This window comes from Mycoplasma marinum (assembly GCF_004335975.1).
Taxonomy (GTDB): domain Bacteria; phylum Bacillota_I; class Bacilli_A; order Mycoplasmatales; family Metamycoplasmataceae; genus Mycoplasma_K; species Mycoplasma_K marinum.
Genome location: NZ_PSZO01000019.1, coordinates 1 through 19008 on the forward strand (window position 1 = coordinate 1; position 19008 = coordinate 19008).

The window sequence follows — 19008 nt, forward strand, 5'->3', positions numbered from 1 at the left end:
ATTAGAGTTCAAAGATGTTTGGATAATAAAACACCATACGAATATTCTCGCATGATGTCCAACACTTTGAGTGTGTCTTAATTTTTTATCCTAATATATCTAACTCATAAGTGTTTTCTTTTTTTAGGTCTTAAACCAATTTCCGGTTTTTCCCCCTTAATAAACATAGGGATTGAACATAATACAAAAGTAGAGAAAAAGAATAGTAATTCCAACCCTAAGTTTCTTCTATCAGCTAAAAATTCTGTACCTTTAGCAATTCCATATACACCAATTATTCATCCGATTGCAAATGGAAGCATAAAAATAAATGCTTTCATTCTTGTTAGACCAGCTTCGGGAATAAAAATGGATTTAGTTAAAAGTACTAGACGTTTAAAAACACCAAGAAGAGCAAGAGAAGTAGCACCACAATATCCAGGTATAGCATCTGAAGCTCCCATAAATGAACCAATGGCAACTCACTTGCTCAATTCTTTACCTAATTGAATACCAGTTGCTTGTGAAAAAGAAGAAACAATTTCAACTAACTCCGTTTCTTCGTAACCGTTTTGAATCTCTTTATTTTTAGCGGGGTTAGGCTTATTATTTTCTTTTTTATTTTTCATATAATTTAATTTTACTACTTTATACATTCAAAGAATGTCAAAGTTGCATAAATTTCAAAAAAAATAGGGATTACCCTATTCTTTGAATGCTTCAAGCATTTCCTCATTACCTAGTTTACGCATTGCAAAGTAGTAAATTATTGAAAATGCAAATGTAATTAAGAAGAAAGTTAGTATTAACTCTCAACCCATCATTCCAACAGGAACCAAAATAGCACCAAATGAAATGATAATAGCTTTCATCATCAATAGAACAACTATCGTGATGGGTATGGCAACAATCAATCCCAAGATAATTGCTGGCATTAGTGAACGGAAAAACATTTTTCTAATTTCCCTATTCCTATAACCAAGAACTTTCATCGTTGAAATAAATTTCTTATTATCAGAAATAATCATTGAAGCAATTATTGCAACAAATAATATTGCGATGAATATTGCTATACCTTCGACCATTCAAATTAATTTACCTGATAAGTCAAGTGTATTAGTAAATGCATAGTTTGACATTGCTGCTCAGTTAGCAGAAGAAAATGTTGATATGTATGGAGAGTTACCATAAATATTTCTGTATGATGCTAAATTAGCAACTCTTTGATTTTTATATCCTTGTGATACTCTATTTGAAATGTTTTGTGTTAATTCTACATTTGCATTTTTATCAATCGTATCAGTACCAGGATAAAATCCAGAAATTGAATAAAGCGAAATATTCTTAAAGATCATTGGATCTTCAGATTTAGTATAAACACCATTAAATGCTTTTTTATTAGAAATTGGATCAACTCATCCTAATTTTGAATTAGCTATTGATTGTGTTGTATATAGTTTTGGACCATCATATGATTCTTGAATTCCAATAACTATACCTTTACCAGTAGCTGTCTGAGTTGTATGTTTTCTATCTGCTCTATTTTTAATTGTGAAGTCAATAACATCACCCTCTGATACTCCATATGTTTCTTCAAAGTATGTATTAATAATTATTGGAACAACTTGTTCATTATCTCTTGTTACATCATATTTAAATTGTTTAAATCTATCTAATAATCCATCATCAAATTTTATCATTTTAGTATCAGGATTTATACCTGTGATGGTTGTATTTATAGTTTCTTTTTGACCCAGTAGATTCTTACCTTCATAATCAATATCAATATGAGTATAAAGTTCATCATCATTATCAGTTGTTACATTATTGTATGAAATAAAGTATGGAAAGGCATATGGTAATTTTGTATCATATCTTCTGATTTGTTCTTTTAAACCTTCAAAAATAAATCTTTTATATGCATTCATATTATTTGAATTTATTTGTGTTTCATTAAATTCATAATCATTTTGTCTTGCGGCTATGGTGAAATTATTTATTTTTACCAAATCACCCTTTAATGCTTTTTGACCTTCTGGAGTATTCGATCACTCAATTAAGGTTTTAATAAATTTCTTTTCTTGTTTATTGGCAATATTTCTTTGATTTTCAGGCATTAAACTTAGTGCTGTTTTTCAAGGATTAACACCACCTAAAACATTGAAATTTAACATTGATTTAAATTGCATCCTATTTTTTAAATAGTTTAATTCTCATCTTTCATTATTATCATTTTTCCCTGGAATGTGAAAATAACTCTTATTCTTTGCAAAATCATGACGTAAACCCTCTTTGAATATTTCTTGAGGATCAGAAACCTTTCCTCATGTTTCACCTTCCTTCATTCCAAATTCGTCAGGATTAACTCTACTTAATAAACCACCTTCATAGGTTGGAGAAGCCATATCCACTTTGAATGTATAGTTAACTTTACTTTTTGAAGTATTAAGAGCATAATTAAATCTTCCCATAATAGAAAATGCTACTCCTCCAGCAACCATCGTTATAGCAGTTGTTATGAATACAAGAGCCATTTTAGACATGTTGGATGTAAATAGTGAAATAGTTATTTTAGACTTTACTCCTAATCAACCAAATGGTTTAAGTGCCTTACTTGTCAACCAACCAGCTGACTTAGACTGTGATGAATTTAAAATTTCTATTAAGTTATCTTTAAGAGATATTCTCGAGGCAACATATGCAAATATAACAACTATTACGCAAGGTAGTGCCATAACTAGGAAAAGCGTCACTAAAGAGAATGAATCATTATAAATAGGCAATGTTCAATAATTAGTAAACATATTGATGAATACAGATTGCATGAAGTGACCTACAATATAACCCAACATGGAAGGAACAATAATTATTATTAAGGCAATTGTTGTCATAGACCATGCTATTTGATTTTTTGTATAACCATTAGCTAAAAGAGTACCTAAAGTTTTTCTTTTAGCTGAAATTTGTTTCTTGATAACCATTAAAATAATAAAGGCCGTTAGAACCGCTAATAAAGATGTTGTTAAGAAAGTGATTGTTGTAATTGAACGTTTCAACTTATCTAGAAAGGCAATACGTTGTGGAGCAAGTATTATTTTTTCATTTGTATCAAACGTAGTGGAAACTGGGTTTACATTATTAGGTCATGACATCATACTTGGTTCTCTAGTTATTTGAGTTATACCAGCAAGGACCATCTTTTTTTGCTTATCAGTAATTCCATCTTTAAATCTATATGCTAAATAATTTTCTTTTTGGTTACCTCTAAAGGCATCTTCAATTCTTTTATATCCATGATCATTAGTAAATAATATTGCCTGAGTTTTTGAATTTGGAAGTGGGTTTTGTTGATTAATAATCGGGAATGAGAAATCGGGTGTAGTACCGATACCGGTAATTATATATGGAGTGCTATCTATATATTGCACATACTTAGAGAATCTTTTATCCTTAAATAGAGCATCTATTTTCGGAACATCAATTCCATATTTTAAAACTTCTTTATTAAATTCTTGTAATTTACTTTTAGATATTGGTTCAATATTATGTTCTTTTGCATAACCATCAGTTATGACAGCTTGAAATGAACTTGGATCAATAAATGATGCAGATCCACCTAAATTATTATCAAAGACAACTTTATATTCCTTACTACTTTGAATTTGCTCATCCTTGAATTTTGGAAATTTTTGTTTTAAAAAGATTTTAAACTTATCTATCATGTCTTTAGTGTCTAAACTATTTTCTGGAGCATTACCTTTAAAAAGAACCAATTTATCAACAGTTTCTTTATTATCTTTAGTATCTACAATCTTAAATTGTTGTTTCCCAGAGTTAATGTAAATAGACTCAATATTTTTAATTCCATCCTTAGCAATATATTGACCATATTTTTTTCTAGTCTCATTTACAAAGAAATTTGTTCTTGATTTAGCAATATATTCATCAATCGCTGTTTCTGCTGAATTAGTTATTTTTTTAACATCTTTTTGTTCAATTAGATCTAATTTTGTAATATCAAAATTTTTAGTTCCAATATCCCCTCAAATTATGTTTACATCATCTATTCCATATGCCTGAATTATATTTCTAACTAAGTTTTCGTTTTTAGTTTGATCTGTTGATATTTTCAACATATTTCTATAATCGGCAGACATCTTATTTCAATCTATATTCCAACTAATATTAACTGGTGTTTTAGGGGAAACTAATTTTTCAGGAATAACCACCTTATTAATAAGTGTAGATTCTATATCTGAATATGATTTTAATGGGGTGATTTCATATTCAAAACCATTAATTTCAAACTTATTGATAACAGTGTTTGCTTGTATTTTGTTATTAATAGTTATTATTTTAGGCATGTAAGTTTGAGTTTTAACTCCAAGCACAGAGTCACCACTACTGATGTTCATTTCAAAACCATTTTTCATTGTTTTAATATTTTTAGTTGTAGGATCTATCCCAAATTTTTCACTATCTAAAAAATTAATTTTAAAAGCTGGTTTTATTACTGTAGAAGTTTTTGTCTTGACATCGGTTCTAGTGACTTTAAATAAATCCCTAAAATCATTGTTCAAAGTTTCATAACCTTTTCTTTTATTATTAGGATTCCCATCTGTAAGTTGGTAATATGATTCACCGTTTTCCGTTACTTTTAATCCAATACCACTTTGGCCTTGAATAGTGTACTTTTCATTAATTGTAAAATCATGTAATTGACCATTTTTAACAACCTGATTGTATGAAGCGTCAAATGCCCACGATGTTGAAGAAAGCATAGTGAAAACAGCTATCGATAAAAATATCGTTAGTGACAATAATATCATTGCTAATTTTGAACTCAAAAATGATTTAAATGAGTTCTTAAAAAGTTTTCTCATATTAAATCTCCTTTAAAGTTGTTGCATTTATAGGTTTTTGTTCAGTAACTTTTTGAACTTTACCATCCTTAACGTAAATAACTTTATTTGCAAGTTGTGCAACGTTAGGGTTGTGAGTAACCACAATAACTGTTGTTTTATTTTTTTCATTAATTTCCTGGAATAATTGGAATACTTTTAAGGATGTGTGAGTATCAAGAGCCCCTGTTGGTTCATCACCAATAAGAATATCTGGTTGTTTCGCTAATGCTCTTGCAATTGAAACTCTTTGTTGTTGTCCACCAGAAAGTTCATATGTTCTTTTCTTTGATTGTGGTCCCATATCCAGTTGGTCTAAGAGATCAATGATATCTTTTCTCTTGTGAGGGTTTTTTTGCAAAGCTCTACCAACGTCTACATTATCACTAACATTCAATGAGGGTAAAAGGTTGTAAGATTGAAAAACAAATCCAACATGATCTCTCCTAAATTTTGTTAATTCTAAATCTGTCATGGCTGATAAGTTTCTATCTGCAACAACTACATCACCAGAAGTTGGTCTATCTAAACCAGAAAGAATGTTTAGAAGCGTTGTTTTACCCGATCCAGAAGGTCCAAGTATAACAACAAAATCTCCCTTTTTAATTGAAAGAGATGTTGATTGTAAAGCAATAAATTTTAAAGTCTTTGTTGTATAAACTTTTTTTATGTAAGAAAGATCAATAATATTACCTTGAATATTTTTAAGACTTCTTGTCCCTTTTGGTCTTCTGTTTTCTTTATTAATAAATTTAATATCTTTTTTATCTTGAATTTCTTGATGTCTTTCCTCGGATTTTAGTCTACGCCCATTGACTTTAACTTCTTGAGTGTATTCTTTGATTTCACGTTTCATTATTCTAACTTTTAAACGTTCGGCTCGTGTCATTCTCTCAAGAGCAGCCTTCTTTTTAGTTTTCTTTTCTATTTTAATTTCTTTTTTATTATCTTTTGATTCTTCTTTTTTATGATTTTTTCACATATGAAAAACCTCCTTGTTTTTTATTTATTACTACATACAAGGGTTTAAACTACTCAAGCGTTAAAGGGTGTTGTGCATAAAATCTAATTACATATTCTTTCATTTTATCTTCTGCATACTCATTTTTTTCTTCAGTTTTATCAATTATAATAAACGCAACAAAATCAGCGATTAATGTCGCTTGTGAATATTTAAAATTATCAAAATTAAATTCAGTTATTGTTTTAGCTAATATTTTGACTTCTTGTTTAGAAAAACAAAATTTCTCATTGTTTTTCATCATTTTTCACATCAACTTATAAAGTTTTCTTGATGATAAAAACTTTACTAATTCAATATCAATAAAGATACCAGCTAATAACCTTCTTAGCTTTTTATATAATATTTTTTTATCTTTTGTGTTTATTAACATAGTAATATTTTACATTAAATATATATTTAATGTCTAAAACCGAGAATAAAACTGTATGTTTAAAATAAAAATAAGCCCTCGTGGGCTTATATAAAATTATAGATAATTAATATAGATCCATAATTGTAAATACTCATTGAGCGGCAAAATTACTATTTTCATTCTTTGCAAACTCAGTTGATGTAAATCCACTTGCACCAGCCGATGCAGCTTTATCATTTTTATCATCGTATTTTTTACCTGGTTCTATTGTTTCTGTTTTTATTTTAGAAGCTAATAAATCACCAATTGGCAATATAAAATTCTTACCTTTAATTCATTCTTTATATATATCAGTTGCGATAAACTCTTTTGATAATGCATTATATTCTCTAAGCATTTGAGTATATGCTTCAAAGGCTTTTCCTGGTAGAAGTGTAAATCCCATTAATTTCATACCCACTAACATCCCTTTAACACTACCTTCTGTTGCTTGTTTAGCAACATAAACTGCCATCGCTGGATTATCTGCACTAATTAAAGCGGGAAAGTTAAAACTATTTAAATTTGAAAATCCAAGTTTCATTTCAGTTTTAACTTCTTCGATTGTTTTAGTTAGTTTTGTTAAATCTCAATCGAATGTTTTGTCATTTAACTTAAATGTAATTGTATTGATTTTAGTATCAATGCCATTCATATATTTGTTTATATTATCAAATGTTTGCTTAGGCATTGAAGAATCCGAAGGATTTAAAGCAGACAGTTCAAATGCTGTTGTAGGCATTGTATTATTAATTGTTGAACCTAGTTTGTCAAATAGCATTTTTGTTGTTGTTATATTATTTAAATCAATTGTTTTATGAGAAGCAGTATCAACTACGGGTGTATTTGTTCCTGTTGAACCAGTGTCTGTTCCTGTTGAACCAGTGTCTGTTCCTGTTGAACCAGTGTCTGTTCCTGTTGAACCAGTGTCTGTTCCTGTTGAATTTGATTTTGAGTCTTTACCACATGATGCAACTGTTGCAACTGGAACTGCAATCACGGCAACTGCTGCTAATGCTCCTAAAGATATTTGTTTTTTAGTTAATTTCATTTTGTTTTCCTTTGTTAATAATTAAAATAATCGAGAAAATATAGTTGTATGTTTTTTGTTTTTTGTATGGCTATATTTAACTTGATTAAGTTTGTATTTTATTTTATTCTAAAGTCATTGGGTGTTCATCGATAAAGAATGAAACAAATGGTTTTTCAATTGGTTTTAACTTTAATTTTTGAACTTTAGTTTTAATTATTTTAATTATATAAGAGACAAATTCTTGAATTAAAGACGTTTCTTTTGCTTTGCGATCTTCAAAGTTAAAATCAATTATTTGGTCTACAAGAATTTTTAATTCTTTTTTTGAAAAATTAAACCTTTCATCAAATTTTGTGGTTCTATATAAAAATTTATAAAGTTGCTTATGTGAAAGAAATTTTATAAGTTCTATATCTATAAATAAAGATTTAAGAAGATATCTAAGCTTTTTATAAAGTATTCTTGAGTTACTTTTATTTAATTTCATTTTCACCTCGCATTTCTAAATTTTATATATTATTATCTTTTTTTAGTTATTACAGATCAAGCTCTTGGATATTTTGCAGGAGTTTCCTTTTCTTTTCTATAATAAATTAAATTATTTGACTTCTCTTCTGTTGAAATATCTATTCTTTTTGCCCAAACACCAAATTTTTTCGATGTTTGAATCGCTTCTTCAATTTCAATGTGTGCTTTTGGACCCTTTACAAAGACAAATTCACCATTCATTTTAGCAACATGATGTGAAGCCTCTAGTAAATGCTTAAATTTAACAACTGCTCTTGCAGTAACTATGTCAAATCTCTCTCTTTCTTTTGAATCTTCAACTCTGATTCTTTGTATTTCTACATTTAAACCAAGTATTTTAGATACTTCAGCTAAGAAATCAGTTCTCTTTTTACTTGGCTCATATATAACAACATTAAGTTCAGGGTGAACAATTAAATAAGGAATTGAGGGGAATCCTGCTCCAGCACCTATATCGAGCATTAATTTCCCATTAGGGTTATTAATTCCAGTTTCTAAAGCGGTAATTGATTCATATATACCTTCTTCTCAAAGTTTATCTCCTGTAAATCCTGTAAGATTCATGTATTTATTTGTTTCCTCAATCATATCTACATATTTACAAAGTTTTGTAAAAAGTTCTTCGTTATTAATGTGTTTCTTTGTTTTTTCTTTAAAAGTCATAAAAACATTATAAAAGAAAAGTCCCAAAAGGACTAATATGTATTTATTTATTTCTAAAAAGTGTCGCCATAAATATTTGCGGAATAGACTCTATCTCTCTCCCTCTTATAAGATTATCTTTTGATCATTCATGAACTATTTTCATATTTGCAAAATCCTTAAAAACTCTACCGTAATTAATAGCAAGTTCCGGAAAGAATTTTAACGCCTCTTTATTTGATTTCATACCAGATATCAAAGAAAGTAGAGGAATAGTTATCGGCGTTGCAATTACACCATAATCTCTTAGAAATTCAGGTGTTTTTGGAGCATTTATGAAATCAGCAGTAAGATCAGATCCATTCTCTAATTCAGCTGTTTGAAAATCTTTAATAAAACTTTCACCTTTTGCAATGCCACCTAATACATTAGTTAAGTCAAGTAATGAATTTTCACCCTTATACCTAACATCAATTGTATCTATTGCTAATGATTGAGCATTAACTAGAGAATCGTAAATATCTTGTAAGTGCATAACAACTGTTCTATCTTTGGCATCTTTTTCACTGAAACTTTTAATTAACTTTGTCTCTGAGAATAAATAACCGAGTTTGATTGCAATCGCCATCACTAAATCATTAATCTTTATATTTGAGTCAGCTTCATCCAAATTAATAACAACTTTATTTTTTTCAGAACTAACAACACCATTATCAATTAATGCATTTGCAGGTTTTTGTGTTGAAGGTTTAAATCAATTTTTTTTAAATTTATACTTTGATCCAGAATTTAAACCAATTTGAGAAGTTTCTAATTGAAAACTATCCTTTCCATTTACTAAATAACCAGGATTGTTTAATTTTATCGAAACTCTAATTTGATCATAATTTGATAAATTAGTAGGTGCATTATTTGTTGTATCAATTCATTTAGCTTTTGGTCCATCTTTAAAATAAAGCACTTCAACTTTTTTTGTAGCTTTTGCTTCTTTTAAAAGTCCTTCCACTTTATTTGAAAGCGGTAATTTATATGTTCCATGGCCATCAGAACCATAAAGATCAAGCAAGTCTTCTTTAACTATAGAAATATTTTTAGTCTTACCATTAATTTCTTTGTTAATATTTCAATTTATATCATTTGAACTTCCACACGAAACTGCAATTACTATTGGAGTTGTTATGGTTGCGATTGTACCTAAAGATAAAATTTTTCCTTTTAGTTTCATGAATACCCCTTTATTTAACTTTGTTAATTATAGTTAAAAGTAGAAAAAATTAAAAATAGTTTGCTAAAAAAATATCAATGTTTATACTTTTATTAAATTTTGACATAAAAAAAGAACTATTTCTTTTTAGTTCAATTTCTTTTACCTGTTCATTTTTTCTTATTAGGATCAGATGCAGTATAAGTACAATTTGGTCAGTTAGCACAGGCGATAAATTTATCACCTTTTCTTGAACGCTTAAAGATTAATTGTCCACCATCATCAGGACAAGGTTCTTCACTTGCAGAAATAGGGATAAGTTTTGTATGTTCCATATTATCTTGTGCTAATTCTATTTGCTCATTAAATTTATCTCAAAAATCTTGCATAACAATTTTATATTTTGTTTGCCCTTCTGCAATAAAATCTAATTCTTTTTCTACTTTAGCTGTATAGTCTTCATTAATAATACCTTTGAAGTGAGAAGTTAATTTTCCATTAACAACTTTACCAAAATCAGTTGGTTTAAGTGCTCTTCCTTCCTTCTCAACATATTCACGTTCTTTTATTTTATTAACAGTTGCAGCGAATGTTGATGGTCTACCAACACCAATTTCATCCATTTTTTCAATAATAGAACCTTCATTATATCTTGCAGGTGGTTGAGTTGCTTTTGCTTCTTTTATATATTCAGCAACATTAACAACTTCACCTTCTTTATAAACTGGTAATTCATTATCATTTTTGTAACCAGTAACTTTAAAGTAACCATCAAATATAACTTTTGATGCAGACATTTTAAATCTATGATCACCATTAACTAATTCATATCTTAAGATTTCTCTTTCTGGTTGAACCATCAATGCTTGCATAGTTCTATTATAAATAACTTGATAAACCTTAAATTCAGCAGGTTTAAGAGTAAATATACCCTTTGCTTTTTCAGGAGTTAATTCTAAGTTAGTTGGACGGATAGCTTCATGGGCATCTTGATCTCCAGCAACACCCTTAATATCAGTAGCAACGTATTCTTTACCAAATGTATCAGCAATATATTGTTTAGCTTGTTTAACAAATGTGTCTGACATTCTTGTTGAATCAGTACGTGGATATGAGATAAGTCCCCCATCTCCAAAACCTTCGTATAATTTTTGAGCAGCAGATTGAATTTGTCTAGAAGAAAGTCCTGTTGAAGATTCAGCACTCTTATAAAGTACAGCTTGTTTGAAAGGTGTACGTTTAGGATCTTTTCTTTTTGTAATTTTAACTTTATCAACTGTAAGTGGGCCATTAAGAGCTCCAAATACTTCATCGATTTGTTCTGGCATAATTCATTCTTTATTTGTTTCTTTTGAAACTGGATTGTAATATTTAGCAGAAACCTCTTCATTAATCTTGGCTTCTATATTAAAGTAATGAACTGGAACAAAAGCATCAATTAATGCTTCTCTTTCAACAATTAATTTAAGGGCGATTGATTGAACTCTACCAGCAGTTGGTCTAGTAGGGTAATTAGACATTTTTTGAGCCATTAATGTTGAAAGTCTATAACCAATAATACGGTCTAGCATTTTCCTTGTTTTTTGAGAATCAACTAAGTCAGCATCAATAATTGATGGTTTATTGATAGCTTTATTAACAGCGTCTTTTGTAATCTCATTAAAACGAATTCTTTTATATTTTTCTTTTACTCCAAGGTATTCAACTAAGTTATCTCCAATTGCTTCTCCTTCACGATCGGGATCGGTTGCAATATAGACAATATCAGCCTTCTCTGCCTTTTTCTTCATTTCTGCAACAATTGTTTTTTTACCAGGATCTACTTTATATTTTGGTTCTCAATTTTCGGTATCAATACCTAATCTAAATAAACCCACTGAAGGCAATTTGACAATATGTCCTACAGATGCCATTACTGTATATTCTTCTCCTAAATATTTTTCTATTGATTTAATCTTGTTTGGTGATTCTACTATTACTAATTTATTATTCATAATAATACTATATCACACCAAGAGTGCGAAACTCTAAAACATAATCACTTTAGATAGAAAACTTGGTCCTCAATTTTTTATCTTAATTTACACTTTTTAATATCAAATGTTATATTTATTTTTTACCAATATGCAGCTTAATATTACAATGCATGTTAATGTTTTTTAACAAAAATTAAATTATTTTAAATCTCTTGGTTTTACAAATTTACTATGTTTAAATAATATTAAGGCACTTAAAATTATTGCCCAAAAAAATAAGGAGAATTATGAATTGAATTAAAAAGAATTTTACTCATGGGTTATCAAAGAAAATAATACTTGCAGTCTTTGTTTTGGCAGCTGTAGATATATTTTCTATGGCGGCACCATATTACTTGAAATATGTTATACCACACATATATACATATTTAAATGTTACCCAAGATCAATTTGATCAACTAAACGCTTCATTGGGATATACAGTATTAATTTTTCAAATTCCGTCCGGAATAATTGCTGATAAGATGAGCGGTAAAAAACTACTTATCATATCAGTTGTTATGTCTGGTATATTTACAATATTATTTGGAATTGCATCCCAAGGTTTATTTCCAGCGAATGCATCATTACCGTTGCTATATATAATTTTTATAGGATTTGGTATATCAACAACACTTTTTTTATGATCACCATTATGAAAAGTTTTATCACAACAAGGTGGTCCAAAAGATCAGGCATCACTATATGGCTTAGAAGGTTCATATAATGGATTAATAGGATTATTATTTATTACATTAATTGGTACATTTGCCACAAGTTTAGCTTCAAGAGGAAATAACAATCTTTTCTATGCATTGGTTTATATAATTGCTGTTGCATTATTTGTTTCAGGGATTGGAGTTCATTTCTTTATTGAAGAAACATTCGAAAAATCTCATCTAAGTAGAAAATTTAGTGAAAAAATAACAAATTTGAAAAACTTTAGATTTAAGAAAGAATACTTTAAGTCGCTAGAACCAGCAAAAATATTTAGAGTTTGGTTGTTAGCATTCTTTGTAATGGGTATGTATGTATTTGAAACCGTGTTTGCATATTACTTAAAAAGTTATCTTGCAATAGTAGCAAGTGCAGTTGTAGTTACAGCTCTTGCTGGATTTAGGTCCTATGGGTTAAGGTTACTAGTTTCTGGACCTTTTGGTAAATGATTATCAAAGAGACGTTCTTGAACTCTTGTGATGCTAATATTATTAACAATTGGTATGCTAATTTCACTAATAGCAATATTAGCACCAGGAATTAACAATAACTTACACTCTGCTACAGTAAATAAAAAACTTTATACAATTTTATTCTCAATTGTATTTGTATTATTAGGAATAATATCTTGATTCCTAGTTGCTGGTAGATACATCCTTATTGATGAAATTCCTCATACTAAAGAAACTTACGGAACAATTATTGCATTAATATCTGTTGTTTCATTCTCAACGGATGCTTGATTTTATCAAATGGCTTCCTCATGAGCAAAACATAATGTAGCAGCATTTCACACTGGAGGTCCAGGACATTGATCAAAAGGTTATTCACAACACGGACTGCAATTATTATTCTTAACAGCTACAGGAATAACTCTTTTTGGGATATTCTGTGGAATGGGTGCCTATGCAATTAATAGACATGAAATTAAGAAATTAGGTAAAAAAGAATATAGATGAAGAACATTGGATAAGAGGTAATGATGGCAAAATTAATATTAGGACATAGGGGTTATTCTGAGATTGCTCCGGAAAATACTGATTTAGCTTTTGAATGCGCTAGTATATTCGGTTTTGATGGTGTTGAATTAGATGTCCATCAAACCAAGGATAATAAAATTGTCATAATACATGATGAAACAATTGATAGAACCTCTAAGAAAAAAGGTTCCATAAAAGACATGACTTATGAAGAACTTAAATATATAAACTTTGCTCATAAATTCAATAAAAAAATGCCAAGGCAAAATATCCTATTATTAGGAGAGTTCTTGGAAAAATATGGCAATAGATTTAAGTGCATTAATATAGAAGTTAAAACTGATATTTACCACTATAAAGGAATAGAACAAAAAGTATTGGATATTATGGCTATCCACAAAGTAAAAGCCAAAATTATACTTTCTTCTTTTAATTTAAAATCACTAAAAATATTAAGAAGTATTTCAAAAGATGTCAAATTAGGTTTTCTTTTTGTTGAGAAATATGAAATAGAGGAAAACCTTGAAGATATAAAAGCAATTTGCAATTATATTCATCCTTGATTTAAAACACTCCTCAACAAAAGAACTTTAGATTACTTTGAACAAGTTGTATCTTTACCAATGATAACTTGAACTATTAATAATGGACACATCGATGATTGATGAACAGCTGGTTCAAGTTCAGTAATAGAAAAATTAAAAAGAATTAAAAGCTTGAAAGTTTTAATAAGCAACTCAAGAATTTAACAACTTAAAATTATTAAATAATTCAAAAAACACAAACCCAAATTTGTGTTTTTATATATCGTAAATAAAATAAATACCTCATAATTTAACAACAACCTCTTTTTAATAACACGTAAAACTTTACAATACATTAATTTGTAATTATCAATAAATTGCTAACTGTATAGTTTAAAATGGGTAGTCTGCTTGAGTAATATTTTTATTTTTTTAATTCTTCTATTCTTAATATTAGATTCGCTCCTTGTTTAATCAATTCAGAGTTCCCATCATCCTCGTCACCTTCACTTGGGAAACAATAAATTTCCTTTCCTTGATTCAAGAAGTTAGAAACTAGGTTCATAATACCACCATCTTTTTGAGAAGAATAAAGAACAAGTTTTTCTCCAAAAGCTGCTACTATTCTATTTCTTGCTATCAATCTCTCTTTTGTAACATGAACATCATTTGGATATTCAGAAATAAGCAATATATTTTCTTGACCTTCTACTTTATGAGCGAAGAAAGGTTTATTTAATCCACTTGAGGATACCAATAATATATTTGCTTTATTATCAAGAGCGTGTTTTATTACAACTTCATCTACACCTTTATATAATGAAGAAACAAATGAAAAGTGTTTTGATACTTCCTTATTTGATTTTTTAATTCAATTCTTAATCTTGTCATTTAATTTATTTCCACTTGTACAAATAAATGTGTCTTTAAATATTTTTTTATTCCCTTGATAGAAAATAACAAAGGGAGGCTTATATGCTCGCTTCAACTGATTTGGATATTCTAAATCCAAAATAGTTATAGCCTCAATTGACCTTTCCTTCAGACTTTCTTCCATTTTCCTTAAATCATTAAGAGATACTTTTTCTTTATCTTCTAATGCTTTATAAATCTTATTTCAATCACCTTTATATTTAATGGCGAACCATATTAATATCATATTCATTTTTAAACCACCTCCATATTGATGTAGCTTTTTTGAACAATAAAAGCCAAAATAAAATACAAAAAATGTTTAAAAACAAATATATAATATTTATATGAACAATATATTAGAGTGAGATGAATACTTTTTAGCAATGTCAAAACTTGCAGCTAAAAGATCAAAAGATCCAAATACACAAGTGGGGGCTTGTATAGTTAATGATAAAAAAAGAATAGTTGGACTTGGGTATAATGGAATGCCTAAAGGTAATGATAACTTTCCATGAACAAGAGAAGGTGAAGATAATAAATATAAATATGTAATTCATGCTGAATCTAATGCAATTCTAAACTCTATTAAGAATTTAGATGGAGCAACTATTTATGTTTCTTTATTCCCTTGTAATGAATGTGCAAAAATGATAGTACAATCAGGTATTAAAAAAGTTGTCTTTGAAGACAACAAATATAAAGACTCTTTAGAAGTTAAAGTTGCTGAAAAAATCTTTTTAGAATGTGGTGTTGAAACAAAGCAAATTAAATTAGAAGAAATCATAATTAAATAATATTGGGCCGAAGCAAGAGGTTAAAAGTCTACTTTATCTTTCCACCTTTAAAGAGCTCATTTTATTATTTAAAAATAAAAATTCCTATAAATACAAACCAATACATATTTTAATTAATAATTAAATTTACAAAATAAAAAACTACCTGCAATAAAGTAGTTTTATGATCAACTTTCATTGATATGGCGCGCCCGAGAAGAGTCGAACTCCTAACCTTCTGGGCCGTAACCAGACACTCTATCCAATTGAGCTACGGGCGCATTTTGGAGGCACCAACCGGATTCGAACCGGTAATCAGGGTGTTGCAGACCCATGCCTTAGCCATTTGGCTATGGTGCCAGATTGCTTATATATTATACATAGAATATTTAATCATTTATAATAAAATTATGACTAATCCCGTTAATACGCAAAATTTTATATATAATCAGCCAATTATTTACTCAACTTTGGTAAGCATATTTTTAATAATACCTGTTTTTATGTCTATATTTTTTCTACTAGGTAAATATATTCAAAATAAATTTTCTATCCTATCAAGGAATGCTTATGCAACAATTCCAATAGGATTTATAACTTTTGCACTAGTTACGTTTATCACTTATGCTCCACTAATTATTTTTAGACTAAGTGGGCCGTCTATTGGGATTGTGTATGTCGTTGCCGAATGTTTAAAAGATTTATCTATATTGATTTTTCTTTGGTTAAACAGAAATATGTTGAAGTTTAAAATCAATTGATCCAAGTTAGTGGGTGTTTCCTTGGGTGTAGTTTTTCTAATTTCGATTCCTATAATAATTTTTGTCTCTAAACATAATGGTTCAAGCCCAATTACATTTAAATGAACTGGTGATATACATCAAATGCATTATGGAGGAACACAAGATAAATATCCTTGATTATCAGAAAAAATTTATAACTCTTGATTTATGTGAAATTCTACAATTTGATATGTAACAAGTATTAATGGAGTATTTGCAATATGAATCCTTCAACCAATATTAGTTGCAACAATACTAATAACAACAATTTGCTCTATCTTTAGAATTGTTCTTAAAAAAATTAGAGTTCTTGGTTTCATAGGTGTTTCTTTTGTTTCTTTATTGGTTGTATTATTGACCTATTCACAAAATGGTGATTCAACACCAACCATTGGCGTTGTAGCTACAACGCTTATATTGATACTTCTATCTTGAGAGACTTTAAAAACTCCAAAAGTAAGAAATTTTATTATGTTGGGTATTGCAGGTATTTCAATTCTTATTTTTAATTGATCAGCCCTATGGATATTTACCTCATATATGTCAGTGCTTATAGGTATTTATATTTATAAAGAAAAACCAAAGCCAACTCTGTTAATCTTATTTACAATAGTTTTTATTGGTTTTATTCTTTCAGCTTCAATCCATAGTTATTTCATCGAATCAATTAAACTACACGGTGGAATTGCTAGTTTACAAAAAAATGGTACCAATGATATACGTTCTATAGGTTCTACAATAGGAATGATTTTATCAATAATACTTGGATTCATACTTTTATGAATTAGACATAAAAATATTGAAATTCAAATTGATGAGTTTTTATTTAAATATCGAAAATGATGAATCCCAGTTGCTTTCCTTATACTTTTTTTAATTTCAATAATTCTTTGAGTAACATCAAAAGATAAGGATGCATGGTTTAACTTTGGTGTAGATAGTGGATTTTTAGGTTCATTATCATATATAAGTTATCTCTCAGAAATTATGTATGGTTTTTATTGATTAGTCTTTGGTGCTGGTGCCATTGCTATAATATTTAGTTTTAAATCAAAAAAACGTTTAGATATTGACACATTCTTAATATTGGTAGGTTTTATAACAACACTATTCTTTTTCTCTCCATTTACGGCTTCACTAGTTAAAATTTATTTAGCACCAAAAGCTATTTTTATAGATATGCAATGAGTCTCTGTTTGCCCAATGATTATCGGATTCTTATTAAAAGGAATAAAACTAATTAAAAAGAAGGTAGCGGATATTAATTATAAAAAGGTTGGTAAAACTCATGTTTAAAAAATTATTATTAATTTCATTGGTTATTGCATTAATACAAATAATTACAGGTATTTTAATGCACTTTAACTCAATAGAATTTAGAGATGTTAAATCTTATCACACATATTATTGGATATCAAGTGGTATATTACTATTAATTGGAGCTTTATTTTGCCTATTTAAGACACGTTTAAGGAATGTTGGCATATATTTTAGTATTATTGCCCTAAATGTTATTTTTCTTGCATTAGGGTGCAAAAATTGAATTGGGATAGTTGTTATAGTTGCGTGAATATTACTATTTATTATTTTTGTATCTAGGAGAATAATCATTTCAAAAAGAATATAGAAAAAAACACCATTGATATTTTAATCTTGGTGTTTTTATATATTTTCAGTTACGTCTTTATTAAGAACCTTAGCAAGCCCAGCGGGCTTATGGTGAGGTCCATGGAAATCTGCTATTTTTAATAATTTAGGATTTGAATTTGCCATCGCAACTAAAATCATCTTACCTTTAGTTGTTGAATCATTCATTGAGTCACCAATGTGAGCTGTTTCTTTTGGATCAATTTTTAGTAGTTTAGCTACTGCTACATTACCCTGACCTTTAGTCGCTTTTTCTGAAGTAATCTCAATTGTATACCCATTCCCTGAAGTAACAATTGATAACTTAGGAAATAAATTCTCTAATTGTTCTTGTAGCTTGGCAATTTTTCTCTTTGTTGCGCCAGATAAAACTATTTTTGTAAATTCTTTAGTATGTACAAAATCATATTTATGATGAGTCGCAAAACCAATTTTTCTTGTTATTATTCCAAATGGGAATCTTGCACCAAAGAAAACACCGTCATCATTTGGTTTAATCATTAACTTATTTTTCATGGCAATTGATAATACCTTTTCTGCATCTTCTGCAGCAAAATTATGTTTTTCAATAATCTCTCCATTATTTTTAATAATTTGTGCTCCATTTTGGCAAACTGCATATTGCAATCCTAATTCTTGAATTAAAGGAAGTGCATCCTTAACGTGTCTACCAGTTGAAATAATAACTGGTGTTTCCTTATTTGTTTTTATAATCGCTTTTTTATTTTCTTCCGATATTATTAATTTTCCATCATGCCTTGTATCAAAAGCAGTACCGTCTAAATCAATAAAATATGCTTTAGGGTTATATTTCATATTTTTATTATAAAGAAAAAAGAGGTTTACCCTCTTACTATATTAGGATAAAAAATTAAGACACACTCAAAGTGTTGGACATCATGCGAGAATATTCGTATGGTGTTTTATTATCCAAACATCTTTGAACTCTAATA

At 28.7% G+C, this 19008-nt stretch carries 16 protein-coding genes and 2 tRNA genes; 4 read left to right on the top strand and 14 right to left on the bottom strand.

What is annotated here, in order from left to right; all coding sequences use genetic code 4:
• Window positions 1–77: 77 nt before the first annotated feature.
• The 9 genes from C4B24_RS03570 to topA all read right to left on the bottom strand — a co-directional run bounded on the left by C4B24_RS03570 (window position 78) and on the right by topA (window position 11696).
• Window positions 78–608 (bottom strand): DUF368 domain-containing protein, encoded by a 531-nt coding sequence (locus C4B24_RS03570; protein WP_131599405.1) that lies wholly within the window; start codon window positions 606–608, stop codon window positions 78–80.
• Between the two features lie 75 nt (window positions 609–683).
• Window positions 684–4862 carry an ABC transporter permease gene (locus tag C4B24_RS03575; RefSeq protein ID WP_131599406.1) on the bottom strand — a complete coding sequence of 1393 codons (4179 nt, stop codon included), beginning with the start codon at window positions 4860–4862 and terminating at the stop codon, window positions 684–686.
• A gap of 1 nt (window position 4863) precedes the next feature.
• Window positions 4864–5862 carry an ABC transporter ATP-binding protein gene (locus tag C4B24_RS03580; RefSeq protein WP_131599407.1) on the bottom strand — a complete coding sequence of 333 codons (999 nt, stop codon included), beginning with the start codon at window positions 5860–5862 and terminating at the stop codon, window positions 4864–4866.
• Window positions 5863–5911: 49 nt separating this feature from the next.
• Complete coding sequence (locus C4B24_RS03585; protein WP_131599408.1) at window positions 5912–6274, bottom strand: hypothetical protein; 363 nt, start codon at window positions 6272–6274, stop codon at window positions 5912–5914.
• Window positions 6275–6380: 106 nt separating this feature from the next.
• Window positions 6381–7346, bottom strand: a complete 966-nt coding sequence (locus C4B24_RS03590) for a hypothetical protein (RefSeq protein WP_131599409.1) — start codon at window positions 7344–7346, stop codon at window positions 6381–6383.
• 103 nt (window positions 7347–7449) lie between these two features.
• Entirely contained in the window at window positions 7450–7815 is a 366-nt protein-coding gene (locus C4B24_RS03595; protein WP_131599410.1) for a hypothetical protein, read from the bottom strand.
• A 32-nt stretch (window positions 7816–7847) separates the two neighbouring features.
• Window positions 7848–8519, bottom strand: a complete 672-nt coding sequence (rsmG, locus tag C4B24_RS03600; protein ID WP_131599411.1) for a 16S rRNA (guanine(527)-N(7))-methyltransferase RsmG — start codon at window positions 8517–8519, stop codon at window positions 7848–7850.
• 43 nt (window positions 8520–8562) lie between these two features.
• On the bottom strand, window positions 8563–9723 hold the full coding sequence (locus tag C4B24_RS03605; protein ID WP_131599412.1) for a hypothetical protein: 1161 nt from the start codon (window positions 9721–9723) through the stop codon (window positions 8563–8565).
• A gap of 116 nt (window positions 9724–9839) precedes the next feature.
• Complete coding sequence (gene topA, locus C4B24_RS03610) at window positions 9840–11696, bottom strand: type I DNA topoisomerase (RefSeq protein ID WP_131599413.1); 1857 nt, start codon at window positions 11694–11696, stop codon at window positions 9840–9842.
• Between the two features lie 269 nt (window positions 11697–11965).
• On the opposite strand from topA, the gene C4B24_RS03615 reads away from it, so the two are divergent.
• Together C4B24_RS03615 and C4B24_RS03620 are read left to right on the top strand one after the other, a co-directional pair.
• Window positions 11966–13414 (top strand): MFS transporter, encoded by a 1449-nt coding sequence (locus tag C4B24_RS03615; protein WP_131599414.1) that lies wholly within the window; start codon window positions 11966–11968, stop codon window positions 13412–13414.
• A 2-nt stretch (window positions 13415–13416) separates the two neighbouring features.
• Entirely contained in the window at window positions 13417–14163 is a 747-nt protein-coding gene (locus C4B24_RS03620; protein ID WP_168388346.1) for a glycerophosphodiester phosphodiesterase family protein, read from the top strand.
• A gap of 199 nt (window positions 14164–14362) precedes the next feature.
• Here the strand turns inward: C4B24_RS03620 and C4B24_RS03625 are convergent, their stop codons facing one another.
• Window positions 14363–15097 (bottom strand): DNA-processing protein DprA, encoded by a 735-nt coding sequence (locus tag C4B24_RS03625; RefSeq protein WP_168388347.1) that lies wholly within the window; start codon window positions 15095–15097, stop codon window positions 14363–14365.
• 100 nt (window positions 15098–15197) lie between these two features.
• On the opposite strand from C4B24_RS03625, the gene C4B24_RS03630 reads away from it, so the two are divergent.
• Entirely contained in the window at window positions 15198–15647 is a 450-nt protein-coding gene (locus C4B24_RS03630) for a deoxycytidylate deaminase (protein ID WP_131599417.1), read from the top strand.
• Between the two features lie 183 nt (window positions 15648–15830).
• Here the strand turns inward: C4B24_RS03630 and C4B24_RS03635 are convergent.
• Both C4B24_RS03635 and C4B24_RS03640 read right to left on the bottom strand, forming a co-directional pair.
• Window positions 15831–15907 (bottom strand) — tRNA-Arg (locus C4B24_RS03635).
• 4 nt (window positions 15908–15911) lie between these two features.
• A tRNA-Cys gene (locus C4B24_RS03640) sits at window positions 15912–15986 on the bottom strand.
• A 50-nt stretch (window positions 15987–16036) separates the two neighbouring features.
• On the opposite strand from C4B24_RS03640, the gene C4B24_RS03645 reads away from it, so the two are divergent.
• Window positions 16037–17704, top strand: coding sequence for a hypothetical protein (locus tag C4B24_RS03645; protein ID WP_131599418.1), 1668 nt, complete (start codon window positions 16037–16039; stop codon window positions 17702–17704).
• 108 nt (window positions 17705–17812) lie between these two features.
• Here the strand turns inward: C4B24_RS03645 and C4B24_RS03650 are convergent, their stop codons facing one another.
• A complete protein-coding gene (locus tag C4B24_RS03650; RefSeq protein ID WP_131599419.1) occupies window positions 17813–18019 on the bottom strand; it encodes a hypothetical protein in 207 nt (68 codons plus the stop codon).
• 51 nt (window positions 18020–18070) lie between these two features.
• A complete protein-coding gene (locus C4B24_RS03655; protein ID WP_131599420.1) occupies window positions 18071–18871 on the bottom strand; it encodes an HAD-IIB family hydrolase in 801 nt (266 codons plus the stop codon).
• Window positions 18872–19008: the final 137 nt, after the last annotated feature.